The sequence below is a fragment of the Candidatus Methylomicrobium oryzae genome, from assembly GCF_016745425.1.
GTDB lineage: Bacteria > Pseudomonadota > Gammaproteobacteria > Methylococcales > Methylomonadaceae > Methylomicrobium > Methylomicrobium oryzae.
The window spans coordinates 239,127-263,053 of record NZ_JAERVK010000003.1; the positions used below are offsets into that span (position 1 = coordinate 239,127).

The 23,927-nt window shown below is 56.5% G+C and carries 15 protein-coding genes; 9 read left to right on the top strand and 6 right to left on the bottom strand.

Going from position 1 to position 23,927, the window contains the following annotated elements; genetic code table 11:
* Positions 1 to 74: 74 nt before the first annotated feature.
* Complete coding sequence (locus tag JJL52_RS04685; RefSeq protein ID WP_202051237.1) at positions 75 to 782, bottom strand: DUF2914 domain-containing protein; 708 nt, start codon at positions 780 to 782, stop codon at positions 75 to 77.
* A 178-nt stretch (positions 783 to 960) separates the two neighbouring features.
* Between JJL52_RS04685 and JJL52_RS04690 the strand changes: the two genes are divergently transcribed.
* From JJL52_RS04690 to JJL52_RS04705, 4 genes are read left to right on the top strand one after another with little or no spacing between them, the layout of a single operon-like run.
* Positions 961 to 3,780 carry a 2-oxoglutarate dehydrogenase E1 component gene (locus tag JJL52_RS04690; RefSeq protein ID WP_236994044.1) on the top strand — a complete coding sequence of 940 codons (2,820 nt, stop codon included), beginning with the start codon at positions 961 to 963 and terminating at the stop codon, positions 3,778 to 3,780.
* Positions 3,781 to 3,790: 10 nt separating this feature from the next.
* Positions 3,791 to 5,038, top strand: coding sequence for a 2-oxoglutarate dehydrogenase complex dihydrolipoyllysine-residue succinyltransferase (odhB, locus tag JJL52_RS04695; RefSeq protein WP_202051238.1), 1,248 nt, complete (start codon positions 3,791 to 3,793; stop codon positions 5,036 to 5,038).
* Positions 5,039 to 5,040: 2 nt separating this feature from the next.
* Entirely contained in the window at positions 5,041 to 6,486 is a 1,446-nt protein-coding gene (lpdA, locus tag JJL52_RS04700) for a dihydrolipoyl dehydrogenase (protein ID WP_202051239.1), read from the top strand.
* A complete protein-coding gene (locus JJL52_RS04705) occupies positions 6,479 to 7,279 on the top strand; it encodes a hypothetical protein (RefSeq protein WP_336885041.1) in 801 nt (266 codons plus the stop codon). Before lpdA ends, JJL52_RS04705 begins: the two co-directional genes overlap by 8 nt.
* Here JJL52_RS04705 and JJL52_RS04710 read toward each other — a convergent pair.
* The 3 genes from JJL52_RS04710 to JJL52_RS04720 are packed head-to-tail and all read right to left on the bottom strand — an operon-like array spanning position 7,268 to position 13,146.
* Entirely contained in the window at positions 7,268 to 8,176 is a 909-nt protein-coding gene (locus tag JJL52_RS04710) for a class I SAM-dependent methyltransferase (protein WP_202051240.1), read from the bottom strand. The genes JJL52_RS04705 and JJL52_RS04710 overlap by 12 nt on opposite strands.
* A 9-nt stretch (positions 8,177 to 8,185) precedes the next feature.
* Entirely contained in the window at positions 8,186 to 10,705 is a 2,520-nt protein-coding gene (gene glgP / locus JJL52_RS04715; protein ID WP_202051241.1) for an alpha-glucan family phosphorylase, read from the bottom strand.
* Positions 10,706 to 10,746: 41 nt separating this feature from the next.
* Positions 10,747 to 13,146, bottom strand: coding sequence for a Lon protease family protein (locus JJL52_RS04720; protein ID WP_202051242.1), 2,400 nt, complete (start codon positions 13,144 to 13,146; stop codon positions 10,747 to 10,749).
* Between the two features lie 186 nt (positions 13,147 to 13,332).
* On the opposite strand from JJL52_RS04720, the gene JJL52_RS04725 reads away from it, so the two are divergent.
* Positions 13,333 to 14,289, top strand: coding sequence for a DnaJ C-terminal domain-containing protein (locus JJL52_RS04725; protein ID WP_202051243.1), 957 nt, complete (start codon positions 13,333 to 13,335; stop codon positions 14,287 to 14,289).
* Positions 14,286 to 14,591, top strand: a complete 306-nt coding sequence (locus JJL52_RS04730; RefSeq protein WP_202051244.1) for a chaperone modulator CbpM — start codon at positions 14,286 to 14,288, stop codon at positions 14,589 to 14,591. The genes JJL52_RS04725 and JJL52_RS04730 overlap by 4 nt, the downstream gene beginning before the upstream one ends.
* Positions 14,592 to 14,643: 52 nt before the next feature.
* On the opposite strand, the gene JJL52_RS04735 is transcribed toward JJL52_RS04730, so the two are convergent.
* Together JJL52_RS04735 and JJL52_RS04740 are read right to left on the bottom strand one after the other, a co-directional pair.
* A complete protein-coding gene (locus tag JJL52_RS04735) occupies positions 14,644 to 15,996 on the bottom strand; it encodes a sigma-54-dependent transcriptional regulator (protein ID WP_202051245.1) in 1,353 nt (450 codons plus the stop codon).
* Positions 15,993 to 17,471 carry an ATP-binding protein gene (locus tag JJL52_RS04740; protein ID WP_236994045.1) on the bottom strand — a complete coding sequence of 493 codons (1,479 nt, stop codon included), beginning with the start codon at positions 17,469 to 17,471 and terminating at the stop codon, positions 15,993 to 15,995. The genes JJL52_RS04735 and JJL52_RS04740 overlap by 4 nt, the downstream gene beginning before the upstream one ends.
* A gap of 165 nt (positions 17,472 to 17,636) precedes the next feature.
* Between JJL52_RS04740 and JJL52_RS04745 the strand changes: the two genes are divergently transcribed.
* The 3 genes from JJL52_RS04745 to JJL52_RS04755 are packed head-to-tail and all read left to right on the top strand — an operon-like array spanning position 17,637 to position 23,360.
* Positions 17,637 to 18,743, top strand: a complete 1,107-nt coding sequence (locus JJL52_RS04745; protein ID WP_202051247.1) for an efflux RND transporter periplasmic adaptor subunit — start codon at positions 17,637 to 17,639, stop codon at positions 18,741 to 18,743.
* 19 nt (positions 18,744 to 18,762) lie between these two features.
* Entirely contained in the window at positions 18,763 to 21,921 is a 3,159-nt protein-coding gene (locus JJL52_RS04750) for an efflux RND transporter permease subunit (protein WP_202051248.1), read from the top strand.
* Between the two features lie 2 nt (positions 21,922 to 21,923).
* Positions 21,924 to 23,360 carry a TolC family protein gene (locus tag JJL52_RS04755; RefSeq protein ID WP_202051249.1) on the top strand — a complete coding sequence of 479 codons (1,437 nt, stop codon included), beginning with the start codon at positions 21,924 to 21,926 and terminating at the stop codon, positions 23,358 to 23,360.
* The last annotated feature ends 567 nt before the right edge of the window (positions 23,361 to 23,927 follow it).

Here is a 23,927-nt window from a genome sequence, read left to right on the forward strand (position 1 = left end):
ATATTTAACTGAACGGCAGGGCGCGTTTTTATGCGTAATATAATTCAAGGCTATAAGCCAGAGGGCGGAACGGGTTATTCGGTCGATACAGTGAAACGTATTTCATTAATAACCGTGCCGTAATTGTCGATAGTCCGTACTGACCAGTTTCCTCGATCATTGGGGCCAAGTTCGCGTTGGCTGGATGTGCGCCATCTTTCCGCGGCGACAGCAACAGGGTGGCGTAGCACCATCCGGCCGTTTCTAAACCATTCGTGAAACAGGATTTGTGCTGTTTTGCCCCTGACTTCGGTGAAATAATACACCTGCATGGGTTTTCCGTTGCCGATGCTGACGTTGCCTTCGATCAAATCGGCCGGTTCTTTATCGACAATGCGGTAGGCAAGCGCAGCCCGTCGGATTCGACCGCCGCTACCTGTAGGGACGGAAGTTTTGGAGTGAGTAGACACTCTCGGAGGGGAAGCGGGAATCGCAGCCTGCTTCTCTGGGGTTACAGAAGCCTCTTGCGAGGAAAGCTTCGGGTTGGGCTGGATAGTTCTTTGGCTGGCGGAAGGTGTCGGTGCCGGCGCAGCTTCGTTCCGTGCGGCGACTTCCGGTTCGGAATTACCGGCCAGCAGCAGGAGGAACAGCGCCGTAATCAACAAAATCAAGGCGCTTATCGCGCCGGCGATGCGTTTGATGTTCCATTCCGTGATCATTTTCACGTTCGGGACCGGGGTTTCGGCAGCGGCGTCTGGCGTAGTGTATTTGACTTTGATTACGATGTTTTTAGGGTCTGTCATACGTTTTTCGATTACAGTTCAAGAAATTCCGTTGTCTCAAGTTTTATGCGCACATTTATCGCGCATTTATTTAGTGAGCAAAGGCCGTACATACTGGTAATATACCACTACGCTATTGCGTGCGAATATTAATCCGGACAGACAGCCGTTTCCGCTTTTTTCCATCAGGATACTTATCATGGCTTCGCTGCTTGAAAAATTCCGGGAATCTTCCTCCCTGTATGGAAGCAACGCCTGGTTCATCGAAGATTTATACGAGCGTTATCTGAAAGACCCCGAGTCGGTCGATCCCGATTGGCGGCAGCGTTTTCGCTCGATTCAGAACGGCGGCGGCTATGAGACCCCGCATAGCCCGATTGTCGAACGGTTTGCCGAACTCGCGACGAAATCGCAAGGGCGGCTGGCGCAACTGCAGGGCTTTACCGAAGAGAGCGTTAAGAAGCAGGCTGCGGTCGCGCGTCTGATCAATCACTACCGGGTGCGCGGGCATCAGATCGCCAACAACAATCCTCTCGGCAAGACCCTGCCGCCGCCCCCGGATATGGACCCGGCCTTTTACGGGCTCTCCGAACTCGACATGGATACCTGGTTCGATACCGGCATCCTGCACGGCGTCGACCGCCTGCCGTTGCGTGAAATCATCGCGAATCTGAAAGAGATTTACTGCGGCAGCATCGGCTCCGAATACATGCATATCGTCGATACCGCGACGCGCCGGTGGCTGATCAGCCGGATGGAAAACGCCAAAGGCAATCTGACACTTGATCCGGAGAAACAGCGCTGGGTGCTGAAATTGTTGACGGCGGCCGAGGGGATCGAAGTCTATTTGCATAACAAATTCGTCGGCCAGAAACGGTTTTCGCTTGAGGGCGGGGAATCGCTGATCCCGATTCTCGACGAACTGGTTATGGGCTGCAGCACCAAAGGAGTCAACGAAATCGTAATCGGCATGGCGCACCGCGGACGCTTGAACGTGCTGGTCAATATTCTCGGCAAGAGTCCGGCTCTATTGTTCGACGAGTTTGCGGGCCATTCGGCATCATCGCCGCCGGGCGTCAGTTCGGGCGACGTCAAATACCACATGGGCTTTTCGTCGGATATCGATACGCCGACCGGCCCGATTCACCTGACGCTCGCGTTCAATCCTTCACACCTGGAGATCATCAATCCGGTGGTCGAAGGTTCGGTCCGGGCACGGCAGGACCGTGCCGGCATCGACGGCAAGGATCAGGTCGTTCCGGTTCTGATTCATGGCGATGCGGCCTTCTCGGGCCAGGGTATCGTGATGGAAACCTTGAATATGTCGCAAACCCGCGCATTCGAAACCGGCGGTACGATCCATATCGTGATCAACAATCAGATCGGTTTCACCACCAGCGACCCGCGGGACGCCCGTTCCACCCTCTATTGCACCGATCTTGCTAGCATGATCCAGGCGCCGGTATTTCATGTGAACGGAGACGATCCGGAAGCGGTTGCTTTCGTCAGCAAGCTGGCGCTGGATTTCAGGATGACTTTCAAGAAGGACGTGGTGATCGACCTGATCTGCTACCGGCGGCTCGGCCATAACGAGGCCGACGAGCCGGCCGCGACGCAGCCGATGATGTACAAGAAAATCCGCCAGCTCAAAACGACTCGAAAGCTTTACGCCGAGAAGCTGGTCGCCGAAGGGGTAATTTCGGCGGAAGAAGCGGCGGAGATGGAGAGCACCTACCAGAAAATGCTCGACGAGGGTCAGGTGGTGTCGCGGCCTTTGTCACAGAATCCGAAATATTCCTATACGCATCAGTGGAATCAGTTTCACGGCCAGAACTGGGAAGCGCCGTGCGATACGACAGCCTCGCTCGACCGGATCCGCTATTGCAACGACCGTATGCTGCGGTTGCCGGCCGGCTTCGAAATCCATCCGCGCGTTGCCAAGGTGATGGACAACCGCCGCAAGATGGCGGCCGGTGCCTTGCCGCTGGATTGGGGCTTCGCGGAAAACATGGCTTATGCGACGCTGCTGATGGAAAAGTACCATGTGCGCCTGACCGGCCAGGACGTGGGCCGGGGCACCTTTGTACATCGCCATGCGGTGCTGCACAACCAGTTGAAGAACGAAGAATACGTGTCGTTGAAACATTTGGATAAGGACCAGGGGCGAGTGGAGATTTTCGATTCGCTGCTGTCCGAGGCCGGTGTGCTGGGTTTCGAATACGGCTATAGCACCACGATGCCTAACACGCTGGTGATCTGGGAGGCGCAGTTCGGCGATTTCGCAAACGGCGCCCAGGTCGTGATCGATCAGTTCATCAGTTCCGGCGAAACCAAATGGGGGCGTTTGTGCGGCTTGGTGCTGCTGCTGCCGCACGGTTATGAAGGGCAGGGGCCGGAGCATTCTTCCGCCCGGCTGGAGCGTTATCTTCAGCTCTGCGCCGAGCACAACATCCAGGTTTGCTCGCCGACGACCCCGGCGCAAATCTTCCATCTCTTGCGCCGGCAGCTGATCCGGCCGTACCGGAAGCCGCTGATCGTGATGAGTCCGAAAAGCCTGCTCAGGCACAAGCTGGCCGTTTCAACCCTGGAAGAATTGACCGACGGCCATTTCCGGGCGGTCATCGGCGAGGTGGACGAGATCGATCCTCAGCAGGTAACCCGCTACGTATTCTGTGCCGGCAAGGTCTATTACGATCTCCTGGAAGCGCGCCGCGAAGCCGGCCTGAAACATGTCGCGATCGGGCGGATCGAACAGCTTTATCCGTTTCCGACCGAGTTGTTCAAGACCGAATTGGCCAAATATCCGAATCTGGAAGAGTTCGTTTGGTGTCAGGAAGAACCCAAGAATCAGGGGGCCTGGTACCAGTCGAACCACCATTTCCGCGACAACCTGGCGCCGCACATCCGAATGAGCTACAGCGGCCGCGAGCCGTCCGCGGCGCCGGCGGTCGGCCATTTCCATGAACACATCCAACAGCAGAAAGCCGTCGTGGATTCGGCTTTATACGGCAATTCCTAAGGAAGTTAATATGAGCATTGAAGTGTTAGTCCCCCATTTACCCGAATCGGTCGCCGATGCCACCTTAGTGAACTGGCATAAAAAGCCCGGCGATCAGGTGGCCCGGAACGAGAATCTGGTCGATCTGGAAACCGATAAGGTCGTGCTTGAAGTTCCGGCTCCCGAAGCGGGCGTGTTAAGCAGCATTCTGAAGGAAAACGGTACGGTCGTGACCGCGGGCGAGGTCTTGGCCGTCATCGACACTTCCGGGGCCGGCACCGATGCGGCCAAGACTCAGTCGCCTGTTGAAAGTCCCGCGGCGACGCCGAAAACCGCGGAGCCTCGCCAGGAGACCGCGGAAATGCCGTTAAGCCCTTCGGTCAGGCGCCTGCTCCAGGAAACGACGCTGAGCCCGCAGGAAATTACCGGCACCGGCAAAAGTGGACGGATTACCAAGTCCGACGTGCTCGACCATTTGAAGAAGCAGGCTGCGCCCGAAGCCGAGCTGAAAGCGCCGGCGCCATTGCCGGACCAGGCGCCGCGTCCGGCGCCCGAGCAAAATCGCGGACCCTCGAACCTGCGCCCGGAACAGCGCGTGCCGATGACCCGGCTGCGCGCGAAAGTCGCGGAGCGGCTGTTGGAGGCGCAACGAAACGCGGCGATGCTGACTACCTTCAACGAAGTCAACATGCAGAGCGTGATCGATCTGCGCAACCAGTACAAGACGCGATTCGAGCAAAAACACAGTACCAAGCTCGGCTTCATGTCGTTTTTCGTGAAGGCTTCAATCGAAGCACTGAAAAAATTTCCGGCGATCAATGCGTCGATCGACGGCAACGACATCATTTATCACGGCTATTTCGACATCGGGATCGCGGTTTCGACCCCGCGCGGCCTGATCGTGCCGGTGCTGCGCGATGCCGATCAACTGGATTTTGCCGGCATTGAAAAAAGCATCGCCGATTTCGGCGAGAAGGCGCGCACCGGCACGTTGAGCTATGAAGACCTGCAGGGAGGCACCTTTACGATTACCAACGGCGGCGTATTCGGCTCGATGCTGTCTACACCGATTCTGAATCCGCCGCAATGCGCGATTCTGGGCATGCATGCAATCAAGGAACGGCCGGTCGTCGAGAACGGTCAGATCGTGATCCGGCCTATCATGTATCTGGCGCTGTCTTATGATCATCGCCTGGTGGATGGCCGCGAAGCGGTGCAGTTTTTAGTCACGATCAAAGAGTGTCTGGAGTCGCCGGCCCATTTACTGCTGAACATTTAAACATGCCGAAACAACGAGCGAAGTACGATGTGATCATCATCGGTGCAGGTCCGGCAGGTTATGTGACGGCGATACGCTGCGGCCAGCTGGGGTTGAAAACGGTCTGCGTCGACAGTTGGAGCGATGGATTCGGCCGGCCCAATCTGGGCGGGGCGTATTTGAACGCGGGCTGCATCGCGTCGATGGCCCTGCTCGAGTCGGCGAAGATTTATCATTCGCTGACCACCGGCCTGGCGCAGCACGGAATCGGCGTCGGGAACATTTCGCTCGATGTCGGGCGGATGATCGAACGGAAAGACCGGATCGTTGCGGAGATCAACCGCCACATTGCCGGACTGTTCGGTTCTCACAAGATCGATCATATTCATGCCAGAGCCAAATTGCTGCAGGCGGGACTGGTCGAAATCGTACCGGTAAAAGGCGGCGAAGCGTCTTACCTGAACGCGGACCATATCATTCTGGCGACGGGCTCCAAGCCGCTGGAATTGCCTTGCGCGCCGATCGACCGGGAATACATCATTGACACCGGCGACGCGTTGAACCTGGATTCGGTCCCCAAACGCCTTGCGATTATCGGTGCCGGGATCAAGGGACTGGAGATTGCCAGCATCTGGAACCGCTTAGGCAGCGAGGTGATTCTGCTCGAGGCTCAGGAAAATTTTCTGAATCTGCCGGACCAGCATATCTCGCTTGAAGCTTACCGTATCTTCACCGGTCAGGGCATGGAGATGCGGCTCGGCGCGCGCGTAGTTTCAGCGAAGAAAAGCGAGGGCAAAATCGTGATCGAATACCAGAATCACGAGGGCAACGATGTGCTGCATGTCGACAGGATGATTGTCGCGATCGGCCGGAAGCCCAACTCCGAAGGATTGGCTGCACCCGAAGCCGACCTGTTGCTCGACGAGTCGGGTTATGTGCATGTCGACGAAAATTGCCGGACCAATCTGCCCGGCGTCTATGCGGTCGGCGATCTGACTCTGCTCGGCCCGATGCTTGCGCATAAGGGCATCGAAGAAGGGGTGTTCGTAGCCGAACAGATCGCAGGCCTCCATCCGATCATCAACTACGATCTGTTGCCGAGCGTGATTTATACCGATCCGGAGATTGCCTGGGTCGGACAAACCGAGCAGGCGCTCAGGGCGCGCGGCGAACCGGTGAAGGTCGGCTTTTTTCCGATGAAAGCTTCGCCGCGCGCGCTGACGATGGGACGAACCGAAGGGCTGGTCAAAGTGATCGCGCATGCCGAAACCGACAGGATTCTCGGCGTCCACATGATCGGCGCGCAGGCATCCGAACTGATCGCCGAAGCGGTGCTCGCGATGGAGTTTTGCGCCAGCAGCGAAGACCTCGCGAAGACCATCCATGCCCATCCGACGCTGTCCGAAGCGCTCTATGAAGGTGCGCTGGCCTTAAAAAAAATGGCGCTGCATTTGCCGATGAGTGAATGACTGCGTATTTGCCGCACCGTTGAGTAGGGTGTTGTCGTCGTTTCTGGAAACGCTGTTCAAGAGGGTCTTCTGGGTCAGCGCATTGCTTTGGGTAAGCCTGTACGTCTACAAGGACAGACTGCCCGAGCCTTCTTTTTACGATGCCGAGGCGCTTCAGGAACCCCAACAGGAACCGACCGATGAAGCCGCCTTCACAGCGCAAGTCAAGGGGCAGCATTATACGGTGACGCCCAAATTTTCCTACCGGCTCGACGGCGTCGTCGTCAGCCTGCACGATGCGGATCAACTGGACGACATCTGGCATCACGGCCGCTGGCAGGATTTCCTGAACCTGCGCGATTTGTGCGTGGTTTGGGGCGAGAATGTGCAGTCCGGCGTTTATCGCCAGGTCAAGTTCCATAACGATTCCTGGACCTGTTGGGCTGCCTGGCAGGATAGCGAGACCGGCAACGCGTTTAAGATGAATGCACTGTCGAACAATCATCTGTTGGCCGACAAGGCGCTGGTCAAAGCTGCGCTAATGGAGGCCGAGCCGGGCGACCATATCCGCCTTAACGGCTCGCTCGCAGAATACGCGAACCCTGCCAACGGTTTGTACCGGGGCACCAGCACGACACGCGAGGATACCGGCAACGGCGCCTGCGAAACGATTTATCTGAACGAGTTTACGATCGTCAACAAGGCCAACCGCAAACTGCGCCGGCTTTATACGTTCGTAAAATGGCTGGCGCTCGGTTCGGGTCTAGGCTTTTTGATCATGCTGCCGATCGCGCCGGTCAGGCTATCCCATTAAAGGTGCGGAGTCGTCGGCGCCTTTTTCGAACGCGAAAACGAAATATTTGATCAGCCTGAGCCGGCTCAGCAGTTCCAAAGCAGCGGTCTCAACCATTGCGAAGCCGTTAAAGTAGCCTGCCTGCCGGGCGAGCCGTCTGAGGTAAGGGTAGGTCGGCAGCGTATTTCTCGTAATATCCCGTTCGCAAAGTAAGGTAAAGCCGGTTCTGTCGGTTAATTGCCGATAGTCTGTAAGCGTATATTGCACGTTGCATTTGCCGTAAAATCCCCGGCTTAAACGCTCGGGCAACCTGATTTTGGCGAAAGGAACGATTACCGGCGCGGGAATGAAATCGGACAGAGCGAGTATGCCGCCCGGCTTCAATATGCGCCAGGCTTCCCGAAAAAACAGCTCGCGGCTCGGAAAATGAAAAATGCATTCGACGGCGAGCACCGCATCGAAGCTCCGGTCCGGAAACGGCAGCCGGCAGGCATCGCCTTGGACGAAGTCGATCCGATTCCGGGCTTGGGTAACGGTTTGGTCGCGGGCGCGCTGCAACTGGCGGGCGTCCAGATTCAAACCGGTCAGTTGCATGTCGGAGTATCGGTCGTTCATATGCGCGATCGTCCCGCCTAAACCGCAGCCGACATCCAGTACGGCCAGCCCTGTTTCTATCGAGGCGGCCCGGCAGAGTTCCCGGCTCAGGTTCTCGGCGGCTTCGGCAAAATCGGTAGCGCTCAGGAGGGCTGCCTGCGGATGTTCCCAATATCCCCAGTGCACGTGCCTCCCGAAACTCTGCTCGACCGCCGCATTGCCGCTGTGCAGCAGTTTCAGCAGCGCGTCGAAATAGGGCAGGTCGACTGTTTTCTGGGCGCTTGCTCTATTTGACTGTGGGGCGCGAGGTTTGGCGGTAAACATGCGGAAACGCTATTTTATCCACAAAATATGCTGCGTTTCGATCGGAACCAGACAACCGGGATGGCGGGGAATGATACGGGGCGTGTAATCCTGGATCGGGCGGACCGCCGGAATCGTGAGGCTGTACACATAGCCGTTGACGGCGCCCGGAATCGGGTGTGCGATCGGAATCGGGTAAATGTTTTCCGGAATGTCGGCCGCAGGTTCGGAAAACAGCTGTACCGAAACGTCCTCGGCGGCCAAGTCGCCCAGGTAGACATGCAGTTTGAAGGTTTGCTCTGGGCCGTGATCTTCCGACTGCACCTGCTCGACATGGATTTTGGGCCAGAAGTCCTGCACGCGCTGCAGCCATTGCGTCAGCCTTTGGCCCAGATCGCCTTGCGCCGCTGCCCTTTGATGATACTGCGCGGCCAGCGGCAGATAGAAACGCTCGGTATATTCCCGGACCATCCGGTTGGCGGAGAAATGCGGAGTCAGCAAGCTCATGCTGGCGCGCATTTTTTTCGTCCAGCGTTCCGGAATGCCTTGTTCGTTGCGCTCGTAAAAGGCCGGAACGATCTCTTCTTCCAGCAGCCGGTAAAGCATCTCGGCCTGTTCCAGGTCGCTATGTCCGGCTTCGTCGCCGTTCAAGGCCCAGCCGACTTCGGGCGTATAAGCCTCGGCCCACCAGCCGTCCAGCTCGGAAACGTTCAGGCCGCCGTTGACCAGGATCTTCATGCCGCTGGTGCCGCAGGCTTCCCACGGCCGCCGCGGCGTATTGATCCAGAGATCGACGCCCTGCACCAGGTATTCCGCGGTGATCATGTCGTAATCGCTCAGGAATACCGCACGCTCGCGGATCTCGGGGCGGCGCATGAACTGATGCCAGTCCTTGATCAGCTGTTGTCCCGGCACGTCGGCCGGATGCGCCTTGCCGGATACGACCAACTGCACGGGCCTTGAAGGATTGCATAAAATGCGGGCCAGCCGCTCCGGATCGGTCAACAGCAGGTTCGGGCGCTTGTAGGTCGCGAAGCGGCGCGCAAAGCCGATCGTCATCACGTTCGGATCGAACAGGCGCAGTACGCGTTTTTCCAGCTCGCCCTCGGTCAGATTGCTGTGGATATTGATTTCGCGGCTGTATTCGTCGCGGACGAAATGGACCAGGCGGTCGCGGTTTTGAGCGCGCATGTTCCAGAGTTCCAGGTCTCCGACGCGGTTGAAGTTTTTGCCGAGAATCTCGGGGTCGCACAACCAGCGGGTCTTGCCGCATTGGCGCGTCCATAATTCGTCCGCCTCTTTGGAGTCCCAGGCCGGCACATGCACGCCGTTGGTCACATGCGTCACCGGAATGTCATGGCGGGACCAGTCAGGAAACAAAGGGGTAAAAATATCTCGACTGACTTCCCCGTGCAGGCGGCTGACGCCGTTGACGGCGGTGCTGCCGCGTATCGCCAGGTAAGCCATGTTGAACAGGGCCTGCGGGTCGTTGCAGCCCGGCACCCGGCCGAGGCTCAGCAGCGTCGGCACGTCGATGCCGAGTTCTTGCGCGTACAGTCCCAACTGGTTGTTGATCAGTTCCGGGCTGAAGCGGTCGAAACCGGCCTCGACCGGCGTATGCGTGGTGAACAGGTTGCCGGCGCGGCCGATCGTCAAAGCGGTCGCGAAATCGAGATTTTTCTCGCGCATCAGGTCGCGCGCCCGCTCCAGCACCACGAACGCGGCGTGCCCTTCGTTCAGGTGGCAGACGTCGGGCGTAATGCCCAAAGCCTGCAGGACGCGCCAGCCTCCGATGCCGAGCAGAATTTCCTGCGCCAGGCGGTGATTGGAGCCGCCGCCGTAAAGCTCCGTGGTAATGCAGCGGTCGACCGGATGGTTGATCGGGTCGTTCGTGTCGAGCAGGTACAGTTCAATTCGGCCGATTTGCGCCTTCCAGGCGCGCACCCAAAGCTGATATGGGGTCAGCAGTTTGATGCGCAGCCATTCGCCGTTGGCATTGCGCACCGGAGTGATCGGCAGATCGCTGGTGTTGCTGGAAGGATAGAGCGCAATCTGGTTGCCGTGCGCATCGAAGTCCTGGCGGAAATAGCCGTTCTGGTAGAGAAGGCCCACGCCGACCAACGGCAGGCCCAAATCGCTGGCGGCTTTCAAATGATCGCCCGCCAGCAGGCCAAGGCCGCCGGAGTAGATCGGCAGCGCCTCGCTGAGCCCGAATTCCATGCTGAAATAGGCGATCTTTTTCAGGGCGGCCTGCTGCCGGTAATGATGCTGGAACCAGCGGTTTTCGGATAAGGCCAGCCGGTGCGCCGACACGATTATGCGAAGCTTTTGGCAGAAGTCCTGATTTTCGGACAGTTTTTCCAGGTGCGAATAGGACACCGATTGCAGCACCAGCCACGGGTTTCGGGTCAGCGTCCATAATTGCTCGTCGAGTTCGCACCAGATTTCGTCCGCGCCGTGCGCCCAGGTGTAACTGCAATCGATGGCGAGCTCGGCGAGGCCGTCGAGCTTCGATGCCATGTCCGGGCGAAAAAAGGCGGGGGTTTTCATCGCGCGCTACCTAAAGGAGAAGAGGAGGGAAAAGCATCCTTTCAGGCTTGATCCGCTTGGGATTTGACGTAATCCTTTCTTATCGTCGTAAACTGCTGCAACTGCGCATCGACCTTGGCATTGAACGATTCCGGCGGGTAGGTGCCTGCGGCGTCGGCTTCGCCCGGTTCGATGCCGGTCAGTATTTCCAGCGCTTCGTCGACGGTGGAAACCGCGAAGATCGAGAATTGTTTGGTTTGCGCCGCATGCACCACGTCCCAGCGCAGCATCAGGTGTTTGATATTGCTGGCGGGAATGATCACGCCCTGGTTGCCGGTCAGTCCTTTGGCGGAGCAGATGTCGAAGAAACCCTCGATTTTTTCGTTCACGCCGCCGATCGGCTGCACCTGACCGAGCTGGTTGACCGAGCCGGTCATCGCGATATCCTGCCGGAGCGGCACCCGCGCCAGCGAGGAAAGAATTGCGCAGAGTTCGGCCAGGGAGGCGCTGTCGCCGTCCACATGGCCGTATGACTGTTCGAAAACCAGGCTGGCGGCCATCGAAAACGGGCTTTTCCGCGCATAGCGCGCGGCGATGAAGTTTGAGAGGATCAGCACGCCTTTGGAATGGTGGGCGCCGCCGAGCTCGGTTTCGCGCATGATGTCGACGATTTTGCCGTTGCCGAGGCGCGTCGTCGCGGTAATTCGCGACGGCTGTCCGAACATGAAGTCGCCGAGCTGCAGCACCGACAGGCCGTTGATTTGGCCGACGACCGCGCCTTCGGTATCGATCATCAGCGTGCCGCGCAGGATGTTTTCGTAAAGTTTCTCGCGTACCTTGTCGAGCCGTTTGATCTTGTGGTCGATCGCCTGCTGCACGTCGCTGTTGGTGATCTCGGTATGGCCGTTGCTGCCCGCCCAATAGTCGGATTCGGTCAGCAGGTCGGTAATGCTGCGCAGGTGGGTCAACAGTTTTTCCGTATCGCCGGCCATCCTCGCGCTGTGTTCGATGACGCGGGCTACTGCCGCACGGCTCAGCGGCCGCAGCTTTTCGCGCCGCGCCAGGGTTGCCAAGAGGCGCGCGTAGTCCCGGGTTTCGGTTTCGCGCGACACCGTATTGTCGAAATCGGCGGCGATTTTAAAGAGATCGTGAAATTCCGGATCGTAGGCGCTCAGCAAATAATAAAAAATCGGTTCACCGATCAGGATCACTTTGACGTCCAGCGGGATCGGCTCGGGTTCGAGCGATACCGTGCTGATCAGGCTCAGTGCGCGTTCCAGCGATTCGATCCGGATTTCGCTTGTCTGCAGGGTTCTCTTTAAGCTTTCCCAGGCGTACGGCTGAAGCAGCAGTTTTTGCGTATCGAGGATCAGAAAGCCCCCGTTCGCCTTGTGCAGCGCGCCGGGCCGGATCATCGTGAAATCGGTCACCAATGAGCCCATGTAAGCCTGATGGTCGATTCGGCCGATCAGATTGCCGTAATTAGGATGCTGTTCGAACACGACCGGCGCGGATTTTTTCTGGCTGAAGTCGACCATCAGGTTGACTTGATAGCGTTTGAACGGACTCTGTTCCTGCGGCATTTCCATGAAAGGAAGCACTTTCTCGGCATGCGGAATGAAATCGCGAATATGCTCGATGATGTCTTGTTTGACATCTTTCAGGTAGGCCATGATCGCATTCTGCCGGCTGTATTTGGCGAGCAGGTCGTCGATCGAATGATTGACCGCCAGTTCGGCGATTTCGCGGTTCAGGGCCTGCAATTTGCGTTTGGTTTCCTTGCGCCAGGCCGGAAATTTCTTGAGCAGGTTCTGCAGGCGTTCCTGGAAAGCGAAAATCGCTTCCTGAATTTGATGCTGCTTGTCTTTATCGAATTTGTTGAACTCTTCGGCGCTGATCGGCTCTCCATTATCGTCGGCGGGAACAAATGCATAACCGGTCGGCGTTTCGGTCAGGATGACGTGCGCTTCGGCGGCCTCGTCGCGAAGCTGGCTGAGCTGGTCGACTTCATGCTGGCGCGATTTGCTTTCCAGTTCACCGACTCGGGAGCGGTATTCGTCGCCGTCGAACGCGGAGGGAATCGCAATGCTGAGTTCGTCGACCAATTTCTCCATATCGGTCTGAAAAATACGCCCTTCGCCGGGATCGAGCCTGATTGCTTTCGGTTTGCCCGGCTGGGCGAAATTGTTTACATAACACCAATCGGCCGGGACTTCATGGCGACTGGCTTCGTGTTCGGCCAACTGCAAGACCGATGTCAGCTTGCCGGTGCCCGAGGGAGCCATTGCGAAGACGTTGTAGCCTTTTTTGGCGATCCGGATACCGATTTTGAGCGATTCGATCGCACGTTCCTGGCCGACCGTCAGGGCGATATCCTCCAGCTCCTGTGTGGAAGCGAAGTTCAGTTGTGAGGTATCGCAGGCTTTATAGAGTTGTGAAGATGGCAGCGGTGTCATTTTCATTCAATATTACTCATCCAATGAAGCGGGAGGGGCAAAAGCGGTCACGCAATTTCTATTTTAGCTGAGACTCATCGTGAATGTATGAGGCTATATCCATTAAAACAAAAGACCCGAAGTTTTAGTTATAGTTTTAATGGATTAGGATTATCATGATTTTCAGCGTTTTCCAACTTTTTGTCGAAGCCAATGGAATATAAAGATTATTACAAGATCATGGGTGTTGATCGTAAGGCAACGCCGGAGGAAATTAAAAGAGCTTACCGCAAGTTGGCACGCAAATACCATCCCGATGTGAGCAAGGAAAAGGATGCGGAAGCCAAATTCAAAGAACTGGGCGAGGCTTATGAGGTCCTGAAAGATTCGAAAAAACGCGAGGCTTACGACCGAATCGGCCAGAACTGGCAGGAAGGGCAGACCTTTACTCCACCCCCGGACTGGCAGCGCGAGTTCGGTTTCGGCACGGGTTTCGCGGGCGGCGGCCAGGCAACGGGCTTCAGCGATTTTTTCGAAGCGTTGTTTGGCGGGGGCTTTTCGCCGCATCGGGAAGGCGCATTCTATCGCGGGTTTCAGAGTCAGGGCGAAGACCAGCAGGTGCGTATCCTGATCGACCTGGAGGATGCGTACCATGGCGCGTCGCGGACGGTTGCCCTGAATACGCCGGAACTCGACGCCCAGGGCCGCATCGTATCGAACAGGAAAACGCTCAATATCAAAATTCCGCGCGGGATTCAGGCCGGCCAGCGCATTCGCCTGACCGGGCAGGGCATGCCGGGCATGCAGGGCGGAAAAAACGGCGATTTGTACCTCGAAGTCGAATTCAACAAGCACCGCTACTTCCAGGCGAAAGGCAAGGATGTTTCGATCGAGTTGCCGGTGACGCCCTGGGAAGCGGCATTGGGCGGCAGCGTGCCGGTTCCTACGCTGGGAGGAAAAGTCGAAGTCAAAATTCCTCGCGGTTCGCAATCGGGGACGCAGTTGCGTTTGAAGGGGCGCGGATTGCCGGGGGAGACGCCGGGCGATCAACTCGTCACCTTGAAAATCGTGACGCCGCCGGCGCCCAACGAGGCCGCCGCCGCGCTGTATAAACAGATGGCCGAGCTGATGCCGATGAATCCGCGCCAGAACATGGGAATCGACCGATGAAAAAAGAACTGTTGGTGGTCACCGGAACGGTCATGGACGAATCGGTCCAATTTTCGCTGGTGGAACTGTGCGAGTGCGCGAAAACCACCCGGGAACAGGTATTCGAAATGGTCGAGGAAGGCATTCTGGAGCCGGAGGGCGCTTCGATCCATACCTGGCGCTTCGATACGCGGGCGCTGAAACGGGTCCAAATTGCGATCCGCTTGCAGCACGATCTGGGCGTGAATCTGCCGGGAAGCGCGCTGGTGCTGGATTTGCTCGAAGAAATGGAGACGCTGCGCCGGCAGATGCGCGATTTCTGAGTTTTAACGGTCAATCCGCTCGGCTGAGCCAGGGCGCCATTCGGAGTAAGCCTCAGCCCAGTTTGCGGTATAAAGTGCTGCGGTCCAGGCCAAGTATCCGCGCGGCCTGAATTTTATTGCCGCCGGTCGCTTCCAATACATGACGGATATAAGCCCGTTCGAGATTCGCCAGCGTCCATCCCTGCTGCATGGCCGACTCGAGAAAATCCCTTTCGCTCGGCGGCAGTTTCGATGCTTGCGCCAGATCTTCCAGCAGCAGGGTATCATGCTCGGCAAGTACGATGGCCCTCTCCAGCGTATTGGCCAGTTCCCTGACATTGCCGGGCCAATGATAAGCTCGGAACCAGCGTAATACTTCCATCGAAATGTTGACGGATTCCTGTTTGCCGAGCCGCCGGCAAATCCTGTGAAGCAATACGTTGACCAACTCGTCGATATCCTCCTTGCGCTCCCTTAAAGAAGGCACTTCGAGATTGATTACGTTAAGCCGGTGATAGAGGTCGGCGCGAAACGTTTTATCGTTGACGCGCTGCGCCAAAGGTTGGTGGGTCGCGGCGATCAGGCGGACGTTCAGGCGGATTTCCCGGGTGTCGCCCAGCGCCCTTATTTTTCCGGTTTCCAATGCCTGCAGCAGTTTCGGTTGAATTTCCAAAGGCAGTTCGGCGATTTCATCCAGAAACAGCGTTCCCGAGTCGGCCTGTACAAATAGCCCCGGGCGATCTTTGCTGGCATCGGTAAAAGCGCCTTTGCGTACGCCGAACAGTTCGCTTTCCACCAGGCTGTGGGGCAGCGCAGCGCAATTCACCGCGATAAAAGGGCCCGAACGGTTCGGGCTGTTGTCGTGAATCCAGCGGGCCACCGCGCTTTTGCCGGTACCGCTTTCGCCGGTCAGCAGCACCGTTGAATTTACCCCCGCCGCCCGGGTGGCCAGATTGATCAGTTGAAGCATGCAAGGGCTGCGGGTGATGAAAGTGCTTTCGTCAGGGTTTTTTCCGCCGCTCTCGCCGATTTTTACTGCCGTGCGGCGCATTTGCCTATCTTCAAGCGCGCGCGTTACCGCGGCATAGAGCTCTTCGATGCGAAACGGCTTGGTTAAAAAATCGCAGGCGCCGGCGCGCATGCTTTGTATCGCCAAATCGATGCTGCCGAAGGCGGTGATCAGCAATACCAACTGTTCGGGCCGTTTGCGGTGGATCGCGGCCATTAATTCGAGACCGCGCATGCCCGGCATGACCACATCGGAAACGACCAGGCCGAACGGTTCTTTTTCTATCGCTTCGAGCGCCTGTTCGGTTTGTGTGCAGCCGGTAACCGAATAACCCTGCTGCCTGAGCATTTCGAGCAGATAATCCACAACGCCGGGATCGTCATCGATTACCAGCAGGCGAGCGTTTTCTTCGGTCATAACGGATTTTTCCAGGGCAGATGGACAATGAACCGGCTGCCTTTGCCGGCGGTGGTTTCGGCTGCGACAGTGCCGCCCATTTCGGTTACCAGCGTCTTGACTACGGCCAGCCCGAGGCCGGTGCCGCCCTGTTTGCCGCGAGTGGTAAAGTAAGGCTCGAAGAGATGGGGGAGATGCTCCGGGGCGATGCCGGTTCCGGTATCGCAGACGGTCAGCCGGAGTGCGGTGACCGGCGTGTCGGCATAGGCGATCGACTCCTGCGCCAGATCGATGCCGATCTCGCCCGGGCCGGCGATGGCCGCCAGCGCGTTGGACAGCAGGTTTAACACGATCTGTTGGACGCCGTCTTTGTTGATCATCCCCAAAGGCAGTGTTTCGGGACGGGTATAAGTCATGGTTACCCCTTGCCGGCGCGCTTCGAAACCCAGCATGTCGATCACCTCTGCCACAGTTTGGATGACGTCGCACGGCACGGGTTCGGAGGGATGGCGCGGGGCGAATTCCAGCAGGCGCTGGACGATACGGGTAATGCGGTCGGTCTGGTCGACCAGAATATCGGCGATTCGCCGCACTTCTCCCGGATCGTCGCCGCCGTTGGCAAGCGCTCTTGCCCGACCGTTGAGGATCTGCAGGGGCGACCCGATTTCATGGGCCAGGCCTGCCGAAAGCTGGCCGATCGTGATCATTTTATCGGCATTCTGCAATGCACGCTGGAGCTGCCTGCGTTGTTGGGTTTCGGTTTCGAGCCGGCAATGCGCCGAAAACAATTGGGCGGTCATCCGGTTGAATTCCTGCCTTACCGACGCAAGCTCGTCGCTGCCGTCTATGGGCAAGGGCTTCGGCGGCTCCTTGCCGTTCCCGAAGGCGAGCATGGCTTGGCGCAGTTCCTGTAAAGGACGGGAGATGTAGATTTGGCCCAAAAAGAAACAAAGGAGAGTGACAAATAAGATGAAAGAAAAAAAGGAAACCGCGATATAGGTCTTCATGCTGCTCAAATCCGCCTTCATTTTCTGCAGCGAGCGCACCAGCGCCAGATTGCCCGGCGGAATTGCCCCGGAATTCTTGCCGAAAGGCAAAGACACCACAAGAAAGTCGGGATCCTCATCGGGAAAATAAAATTCTTTTCTTTCACCCTCAAGAGTGGTCTGGAAGAGGGTATGCTCGACTTGTTCGGGCCAAGCCAGCCCTTCCGCCGCCGAACGGATGACGTTGCGGTTTCGAATATAGATGCGTACGTCGATGGAAGGCCTGAGCCGGTCTATTTGCTGCAACAGCGCCTGTACGTCTTCCGTTTGCTCATCCCGCAAGGCGTTTTCTACCGAAACGAGCAGGCTGTAGGCCAGCAAGCGTGTTTCCTGTTCAACTTCGTCCCGCAAATTTTGCGATTCGGTTCGAAGCTGATACGTCCCGTAGATGCCGAACACCATGAGAGACAGGGCAAACAGGGAGAGGGTCAATTTATAAATCACCGACATGGTGAGGTATTTTGCGCCGCTTTGTCGCAAGACGCAACACGCCGGTAAGCAAATGAAAAAATTACTTCGAAGCAACCTCATGAAAAACGACATGAATTTATTTCCGACTTAAAGCGGCATGATCATTGCTGTGATTTTAGGATTGCCAATGACATCCCTCTTTCAATGAAAAACAGCCGAACCGCATTGCTCGCCCTGTGCCTGGCCTTGGCCTCCTGCACTTCGAAAACGGAGACCGAAACCGCCGAACTCCGCGAAGTGATCCACCCGATGGTAAAAGACATCACCCGGAGCAGCGACTACGTCGCCGAAATTCAGTCGGTGAAATATGTCGAGGTCCGAAGCAAAGTGAAGGGATACATCGACAACATTCATGTGGACGAAGGTCAGGCCGTCAAGAAAGATCAATTATTGTTCACGTTGAGCGCATTGGAGTTCGAAAAGGAGCTTCAAAAAGCGAATGCGGTCTATAAAAATACCCTGGCCGATTTGAAGGCAGCCAAAGTGGATTTAGCCAATGTCAAGCTGCTGGCGGCCAAAAACATCGTGTCCGGGACCGAGCTCGAAGTCGCTCAAGCCAAAACCGAGGCCTTGGCGGCCGACGTGGAAGAGGCCAAGGCAAACAGCGAAAAAGCGGCTTTACACATTGCGTTTACACAAATCCGGGCGCCTTTCAACGGCACTATCAACCGCATACCGAACAAGGTCGGCAGCCTGATTCTGGAGGGCGATATGCTGACCTCCATTTCCGATAACCGGGAAGTGTTCGCTTATTTCAATCTTTCGGAGATCGATTACCTCAATTACAGGACGAATGGGGAAAAGGAAATCGGCACAGTCGGCTTAAAGCTCGCGAATAGTAAGCACTACGGTTTTAAAGGCAAAATCGAAGCGATCGAAAGCGAATTCGACCGTTCGACGGGCAACATCGCTTTCAGGGCCCGTTTTCCGAATCCGGACGGCCTGTTAAAACACGGCGCCAACGGCAAGGTCATTGTCGACGAACGGCTGAAAAATGCATTGCTGGTGCCGCAGAAATCCACTTTCGAAATTCAGGACAAGGTTTATCTGTTCGTGGTCGACAGCGAAGGGCGCCTGAAACAAAGAAACATCGTTCCGAAAATGCGTTTCGAAGATTTTTACGTCGTGGAATCCGGCCTGTCGGAAAACGAGCGGATTCTCTTCGAAGGCGCCGGCAACGAAAGGGAGGGCAAGAAAATCCGGCCTGTTCCCGTCGATCCGGCGGCGATGCCGCAGGCCGGCCCATACTGATCCAAGGGCAGGAATCCTCATGACCAACAAATTCATTCATCGCCCGGTCCTGTCGATCGTGATCTCGATTCTGATTACGTTGATCGGCCTGTTGTCCTTGATCCGGCTGCCGGTGACGCAGTTTCCCGATATCGCGCCTCCCGAGGTGAACGTCACGACGAAATATACCGGCGCCAATGCGGAAGTCGTCGTCAAGGCGGTGATCACGCCGCTCGAGCGGGCGATTAACGGCGTGCCGGGCATGGCCTATATGTCGTCTGTTTCCGGTAACGACGGCGCCGGCGAAATCCAGATTATTTTCAAGGCCGGGACCGACCCCGAGGTGGCGGCGGTCAATGTCCAGAACCGGGTATCTTCCGTTTTGGACGAATTGCCTGCCGAAGCGATTAAAGCGGGGGTGATTGTCGAGAAAGTGCAAAACGCGATGCTTTTGTACATCAACATACTGAGCTCCGATCCGTCGCTGGACGAGAAATTCCTTTACAACTTTACCGACATCAACGTTTTAAAAGAGCTGAAAAGAATCGAAGGCGTAGGCTTCGCCGAAATATTGGGGTCCCGGGAATACGCGATGCGGGTTTGGCTCAAGCCCGACAAGATGCTGATGTACGGCATTTCGGCCGCTGAAATCATTGATACGCTCAAGGCGCAGAACGTCGAGGCGGCACCCGGTAAAGTCGGCGAAAGCTCGGGCAAGAAAGCCCAGGCGCTGCAATATGTTTTAAAGTACACGGGCAAGTTCAACACGAAAAAGGCCTACGAGAACATCGTCCTGAAAAGCCGGGAAGACGGCGAAATTTTGCGGCTGAAGGACGTGGCCGAGATCGAATTCGATTCGCAGGATTACAATGTTCTGTCGAAGGAAAACGGGCGGCCTTCCGCCGCGATCCTGCTGAAGCAGCGTCCGGGCAGCAACGCCAAGGAAGTGATCGAGCAGATCAAGACCACGATGGCGACGATCAAATCGGCTTCTTTCCCTCCGGGCATGGACTATACGCTGAGTTACGACGTTTCCGAGTTTCTGGATGCTTCCATCCATGAAGTGATCAAAACCCTGGCCGAAGCTTTTTTGCTGGTCGCGTTGGTGGTGTTCGTCTTTTTGCAGGATTTCCGTTCCACCGTCATTCCCATCTTCGCGGTGCCGGTATCGCTGATCGGCACGTTTTTTTTCATGCAGATGATGGGGTTTTCTCTGAACCTGATCACCTTGTTCGCGCTGGTGCTTGCGATCGGCATCGTGGTGGACAATGCGATCGTGGTCATCGAGGCCGTGCACGCCAAACTGGAACATTCGCGAATAGGGCCGCGTAAAGCCACGGAGCAGGCGATGCGCGAAATCAGCGGAGCGATCATCGCGATCACGCTGGTAATGTCGGCGGTGTTCGTGCCGGTCGCCTTCATGGAGGGCCCGGAAGGCGTGTTTTTCCGGCAGTTTTCGCTGACGATGGCCTGTTCGATCGTGCTCTCCGGCATCACCGCATTGACCCTCACTCCCGCGCTGTGCGCGGTATTTCTTAAAAACGGCCATGACCCCGATCATCCGAAAAAATCGGGGACCCAGCGATTTTTTACCCGCTTCAATGCCTGGTACGACGGGCTGTCCGAAAACTACCGGAAACTGGTGGGCGCGATCGCCGGCAGAAGGCTTGTCACGTTCGGGATATTGCTCGGTTTTTCCGCGGGCGCCGGCCTGATCGGTGCCCTGGTGCCTTCCGGCTTCATTCCCGAGGAAGACCAGGGGACGATTTACGTCAATATCACGGCTCCGACCGGCGCGACGCTGGAACGCACCGAAAAAGCCTCGGACGCTGTGCAGCGGATCGCTTCGAGTCTACAGGACGTGAATTCGGTATCCAGCCTGGCGGGATTCAGCCTGCTGTCCGAAGGCACGGGCGCCGTTTACGGCATGAATCTGATCAGTTTGAAAAACTGGGAACAACGAAGCGCTTCCGATAAGGAGATCATCCGTCTGCTCGAAGAAAAAACCCGGCATATCCAGGATGCCGGTATCGAGTTTTTTACGCCGCCGCCCGTGCCGGGTTACGGCAATTCCAGCGGCTTCGAAATGCGCCTGCTGGACAAAACCGGCGAGGGCGACCTCCATCGCCTGCAGAAAACGGCCGACGCCTTCGTCGAGGAACTCAACAAGCGGCCCGAGATCGTGAATGCCTTTACGACGTTCAACGCCCGTTTTCCGCAATTCCTGCTGCATATCGACGGCGACAAGGCCGCGCAAAAAGGCATTACCGCCGAGAATGCGATGAGCACCCTGCAAACCCTGATCGGCAGCGAATACGCGACCAATTTCATCCGTTTCGGCCAGCTGTACAAAGTGATGGTGCAGGCGCTGCCCGAATACCGCGCCCAGCCCGACGACCTGATGAAGCTGTACATCAAAAACGATGCCGGGAACATGGTGCCTTTTTCGTCCTTTCTGCGCGTCGAAAAGGTCTACGGCCCGGAACAGGTGACGCGCTACAACATGTATACCTCGGCGATGGTCAACGGCCAGCCTGCGCCCGGGTACAGCAGCGGCCAGGCGATTGCCGCGATCAAGGAAGTCGCCGCCGCGAAACTTCCGAAAGGTTTCGGTTACGATTGGGCCGGCTCGTCGCGCGATCAGGCCCAGGCGGGCCATCAGGCGGTGTACATCTTTCTGATCTGCCTGTTGTTCGTGTACCTGCTGCTCGCGGCGCAATACGAAAGTTTCATCCTGCCGATGCCGGTGATCCTCTCCTTGCCGATCGGCGTGTTCGGCGCCTTGTTTTTTCTGTGGTTGATGGGGCTGGAGAACAATATCTACGCGCAGATCGCGATGGTCATGCTGATCGGCATCCTCGGCAAGAACGCCATTTTGATCATCGAATTCGCGGCCCTGAAGCACCGGCTCGGAAAAACGCCGTTCGAAGCGGCCATCGAGGCGGCGACGCTGCGTTTACGCCCCATCTTGATGACCTCCTTTGCCTTTATCGCCGGGCTCGTTCCGCTGATGTTCGCTTCCGGCGCGGGCAAGATCGGCAACAATACCATCGGCTCCGCGGCGGCGGGCGGCATGATTTTCGGAACGCTGTTCGGGGTGATCGTGATTCCCGGTTTGTATGTGGTGTTTGCAACCCTTGCTGAGAAGCGCAATTCCGAAAAAAGAAAAGAAGAAATTGCCTATACCGAAACACTGTAAAAATGAAATTGAAATGTCGAATTTTTTTCCGCACGGCCCTGTGTTTAGTGATTTCGGCGGCTACCGGTTGCGGAGCGCTCAACACCGACCTATCCGTTCCGGAAAAGGAAATACCCAAAACCTTCCCGAACCGGAAAGATGATGCCACGATCGCCGGCATCAGCTGGCGCCGATACTTCGCCGACCCGCTGCTGGTCGAGCTGATCGACACCGCGATCCGCAATAACCTCGATTTACAAATCGCCCTGCAGCGCATCGAGATGTCGCGTTCCAGCGTGAAACTGGCGAACGGCGCGCTGCTTCCGAAAGTGGGCTTGAACGTGGGCGGCGGGGTGCAGAAATTCGGGCTGTACACGATGGACGGGGCGGGAAACGCCTCTACCTATATCACGCCCGGCCAAATCGTTCCGGAAAATTTGACCGATATTTTTCTGGGGCTGCAGGCCTCCTGGGAAGTGGATGTTTGGGGCAAGTTGCGGAACCAGCGCAAGGCCGCCATTTCGCAATACTTGGCCAGCGTGGAAGGGAGCCGGTTCGTGATTTCGAACCTGGTCGCCGATGTGGCGATCCATTACAACGAATTGCTGGCGCTGGACAACGAACTGGACATTATTCGGCAAACGCTTCGGAAACAGCAGGAGGCGCTGGAGGTGATCAAGCTTCAGAAAGAAACCGGCCGCGCCAACGAATTGGCTGTGCAGCAATTCAGCGCCCAACTGCTCAATTCCGAGGTGCTCGAAAAACAGACGCTGCAGCGCATCACCGAAACCGAAAACAGGATCAACTTCCTGCTCGGGCGCTATCCGCAGCCCATACCGCGAAAGAAAGACGTTTTGTTCCAGGCCGTTCCCCGGCAGATTTCGGCGGGCATTCCTTCGCAGTTGCTGGCCAACCGCCCCGACATCCGCGCGGCCGAATTCGAGATCGAGGCCGGCAAGTTTGATTTGAAGGCGGCAAAGGCGGCTTTCTATCCGAATTTCAACATCACCGCGACGCTGGGTTTTCAGGCCTTTAATCCGGAATTCCTGTTTCAGTCGCCGGCCTCGCTCGCCTATTCGCTGATGGGGACCTTGGTGGCGCCGCTGATCAACATGAATGCGCTGAAAGCCCAGTTCAATACCGCCAAGGCCAATCAGTTGACCGCCATGTACAACTACCAGAAAACCATTTTGAACGGCTATGTCGAAGTGGCGAATCAGCTCTCCAATCTCCGGAATCTGCAACGCATGCATGAGTTGAAAAAGCAGCAGAGCGAAACGCTGCAAAAGTCCGTCGATACCTCCAAGGAGCTTTATAGGTCCGCGCGGGCAACCTATCTGGAAGTACTGATCGCGCAACAGAACGCTTTGCAGGCCAATCTCGAATTGATCGACGTGATCAAACAGGAACGGCTGTCGACTGTCAATATTTACAGGGCATTGGGCGGCGGCTGGCGATAATCGCGTCAAGTGCCGGCAGGATTTGGCGGGACTATTATTGTTGGCAAAAATTGTGGTCACGCCCTCTGCTGAGCTTCTTTCCCCAGAGCGGACGCTGAGTCCCAGTTGTTTTAACGGTGGGCATCCTCCGGTCGATCGGGGCTGAGTTAATTATTACCGGAGGGGCGCTTAATTCATTCAGAGCTTTTTCCACGATATTGAACGACTCCTTAATTATTAAAAACGGTGTTTTTTCAAATCCATGGTTTTTTCAAACCATCGCCCTTTGAGGGATATCGTCTAAGCTTTATGTAAATATTTGTTTTTTAAGTGGTATCTTATGGTTCTGGTTTCTGGCATTAGAATTGCTTATCTTTTTAGATTTATACAGAGCTTCGCCCGGATCTTCGAATTTTAATCAACCTGTCATATGCAAATCTCATTTTATATCGACTGCTTCAAGGTGCCTGGCGGTCGAATTCAAGCTTTTGCAATCTTACCGGGGTCTTTTTATCAAAATTTCCGGGGTCGATGTTGGTAATCGAAGGTTGATCCGCGCCAAGTTTATGCGATACGTTATAATAGCGA

Excerpts from the sequence above, each read along its gene's own strand:
- JJL52_RS04685 (WP_202051237.1), bottom strand. The coding sequence starts at position 782 with ATGACAGACCCTAAAAACATCGTAATCAAAGTCAAATACACTACGCCA.
- JJL52_RS04690 (WP_236994044.1), top strand. The coding sequence starts at position 961 with ATGGCTTCGCTGCTTGAAAAATTCCGGGAATCTTCCTCCCTGTATGGA.
- odhB (WP_202051238.1), top strand. The coding sequence starts at position 3,791 with ATGAGCATTGAAGTGTTAGTCCCCCATTTACCCGAATCGGTCGCCGAT.
- lpdA (WP_202051239.1), top strand. The coding sequence starts at position 5,041 with ATGCCGAAACAACGAGCGAAGTACGATGTGATCATCATCGGTGCAGGT.
- JJL52_RS04710 (WP_202051240.1), bottom strand. The coding sequence starts at position 8,176 with ATGTTTACCGCCAAACCTCGCGCCCCACAGTCAAATAGAGCAAGCGCC.
- glgP (WP_202051241.1), bottom strand. The coding sequence starts at position 10,705 with ATGAAAACCCCCGCCTTTTTTCGCCCGGACATGGCATCGAAGCTCGAC.
- JJL52_RS04720 (WP_202051242.1), bottom strand. The coding sequence starts at position 13,146 with ATGAAAATGACACCGCTGCCATCTTCACAACTCTATAAAGCCTGCGAT.
- JJL52_RS04725 (WP_202051243.1), top strand. The coding sequence starts at position 13,333 with ATGGAATATAAAGATTATTACAAGATCATGGGTGTTGATCGTAAGGCA.
- JJL52_RS04730 (WP_202051244.1), top strand. The coding sequence starts at position 14,286 with ATGAAAAAAGAACTGTTGGTGGTCACCGGAACGGTCATGGACGAATCG.
- JJL52_RS04735 (WP_202051245.1), bottom strand. The coding sequence starts at position 15,996 with ATGACCGAAGAAAACGCTCGCCTGCTGGTAATCGATGACGATCCCGGC.
- JJL52_RS04740 (WP_236994045.1), bottom strand. The coding sequence starts at position 17,471 with ATGTCGGTGATTTATAAATTGACCCTCTCCCTGTTTGCCCTGTCTCTC.
- JJL52_RS04745 (WP_202051247.1), top strand. The coding sequence starts at position 17,637 with ATGAAAAACAGCCGAACCGCATTGCTCGCCCTGTGCCTGGCCTTGGCC.
- JJL52_RS04750 (WP_202051248.1), top strand. The coding sequence starts at position 18,763 with ATGACCAACAAATTCATTCATCGCCCGGTCCTGTCGATCGTGATCTCG.
- JJL52_RS04755 (WP_202051249.1), top strand. The coding sequence starts at position 21,924 with ATGAAATTGAAATGTCGAATTTTTTTCCGCACGGCCCTGTGTTTAGTG.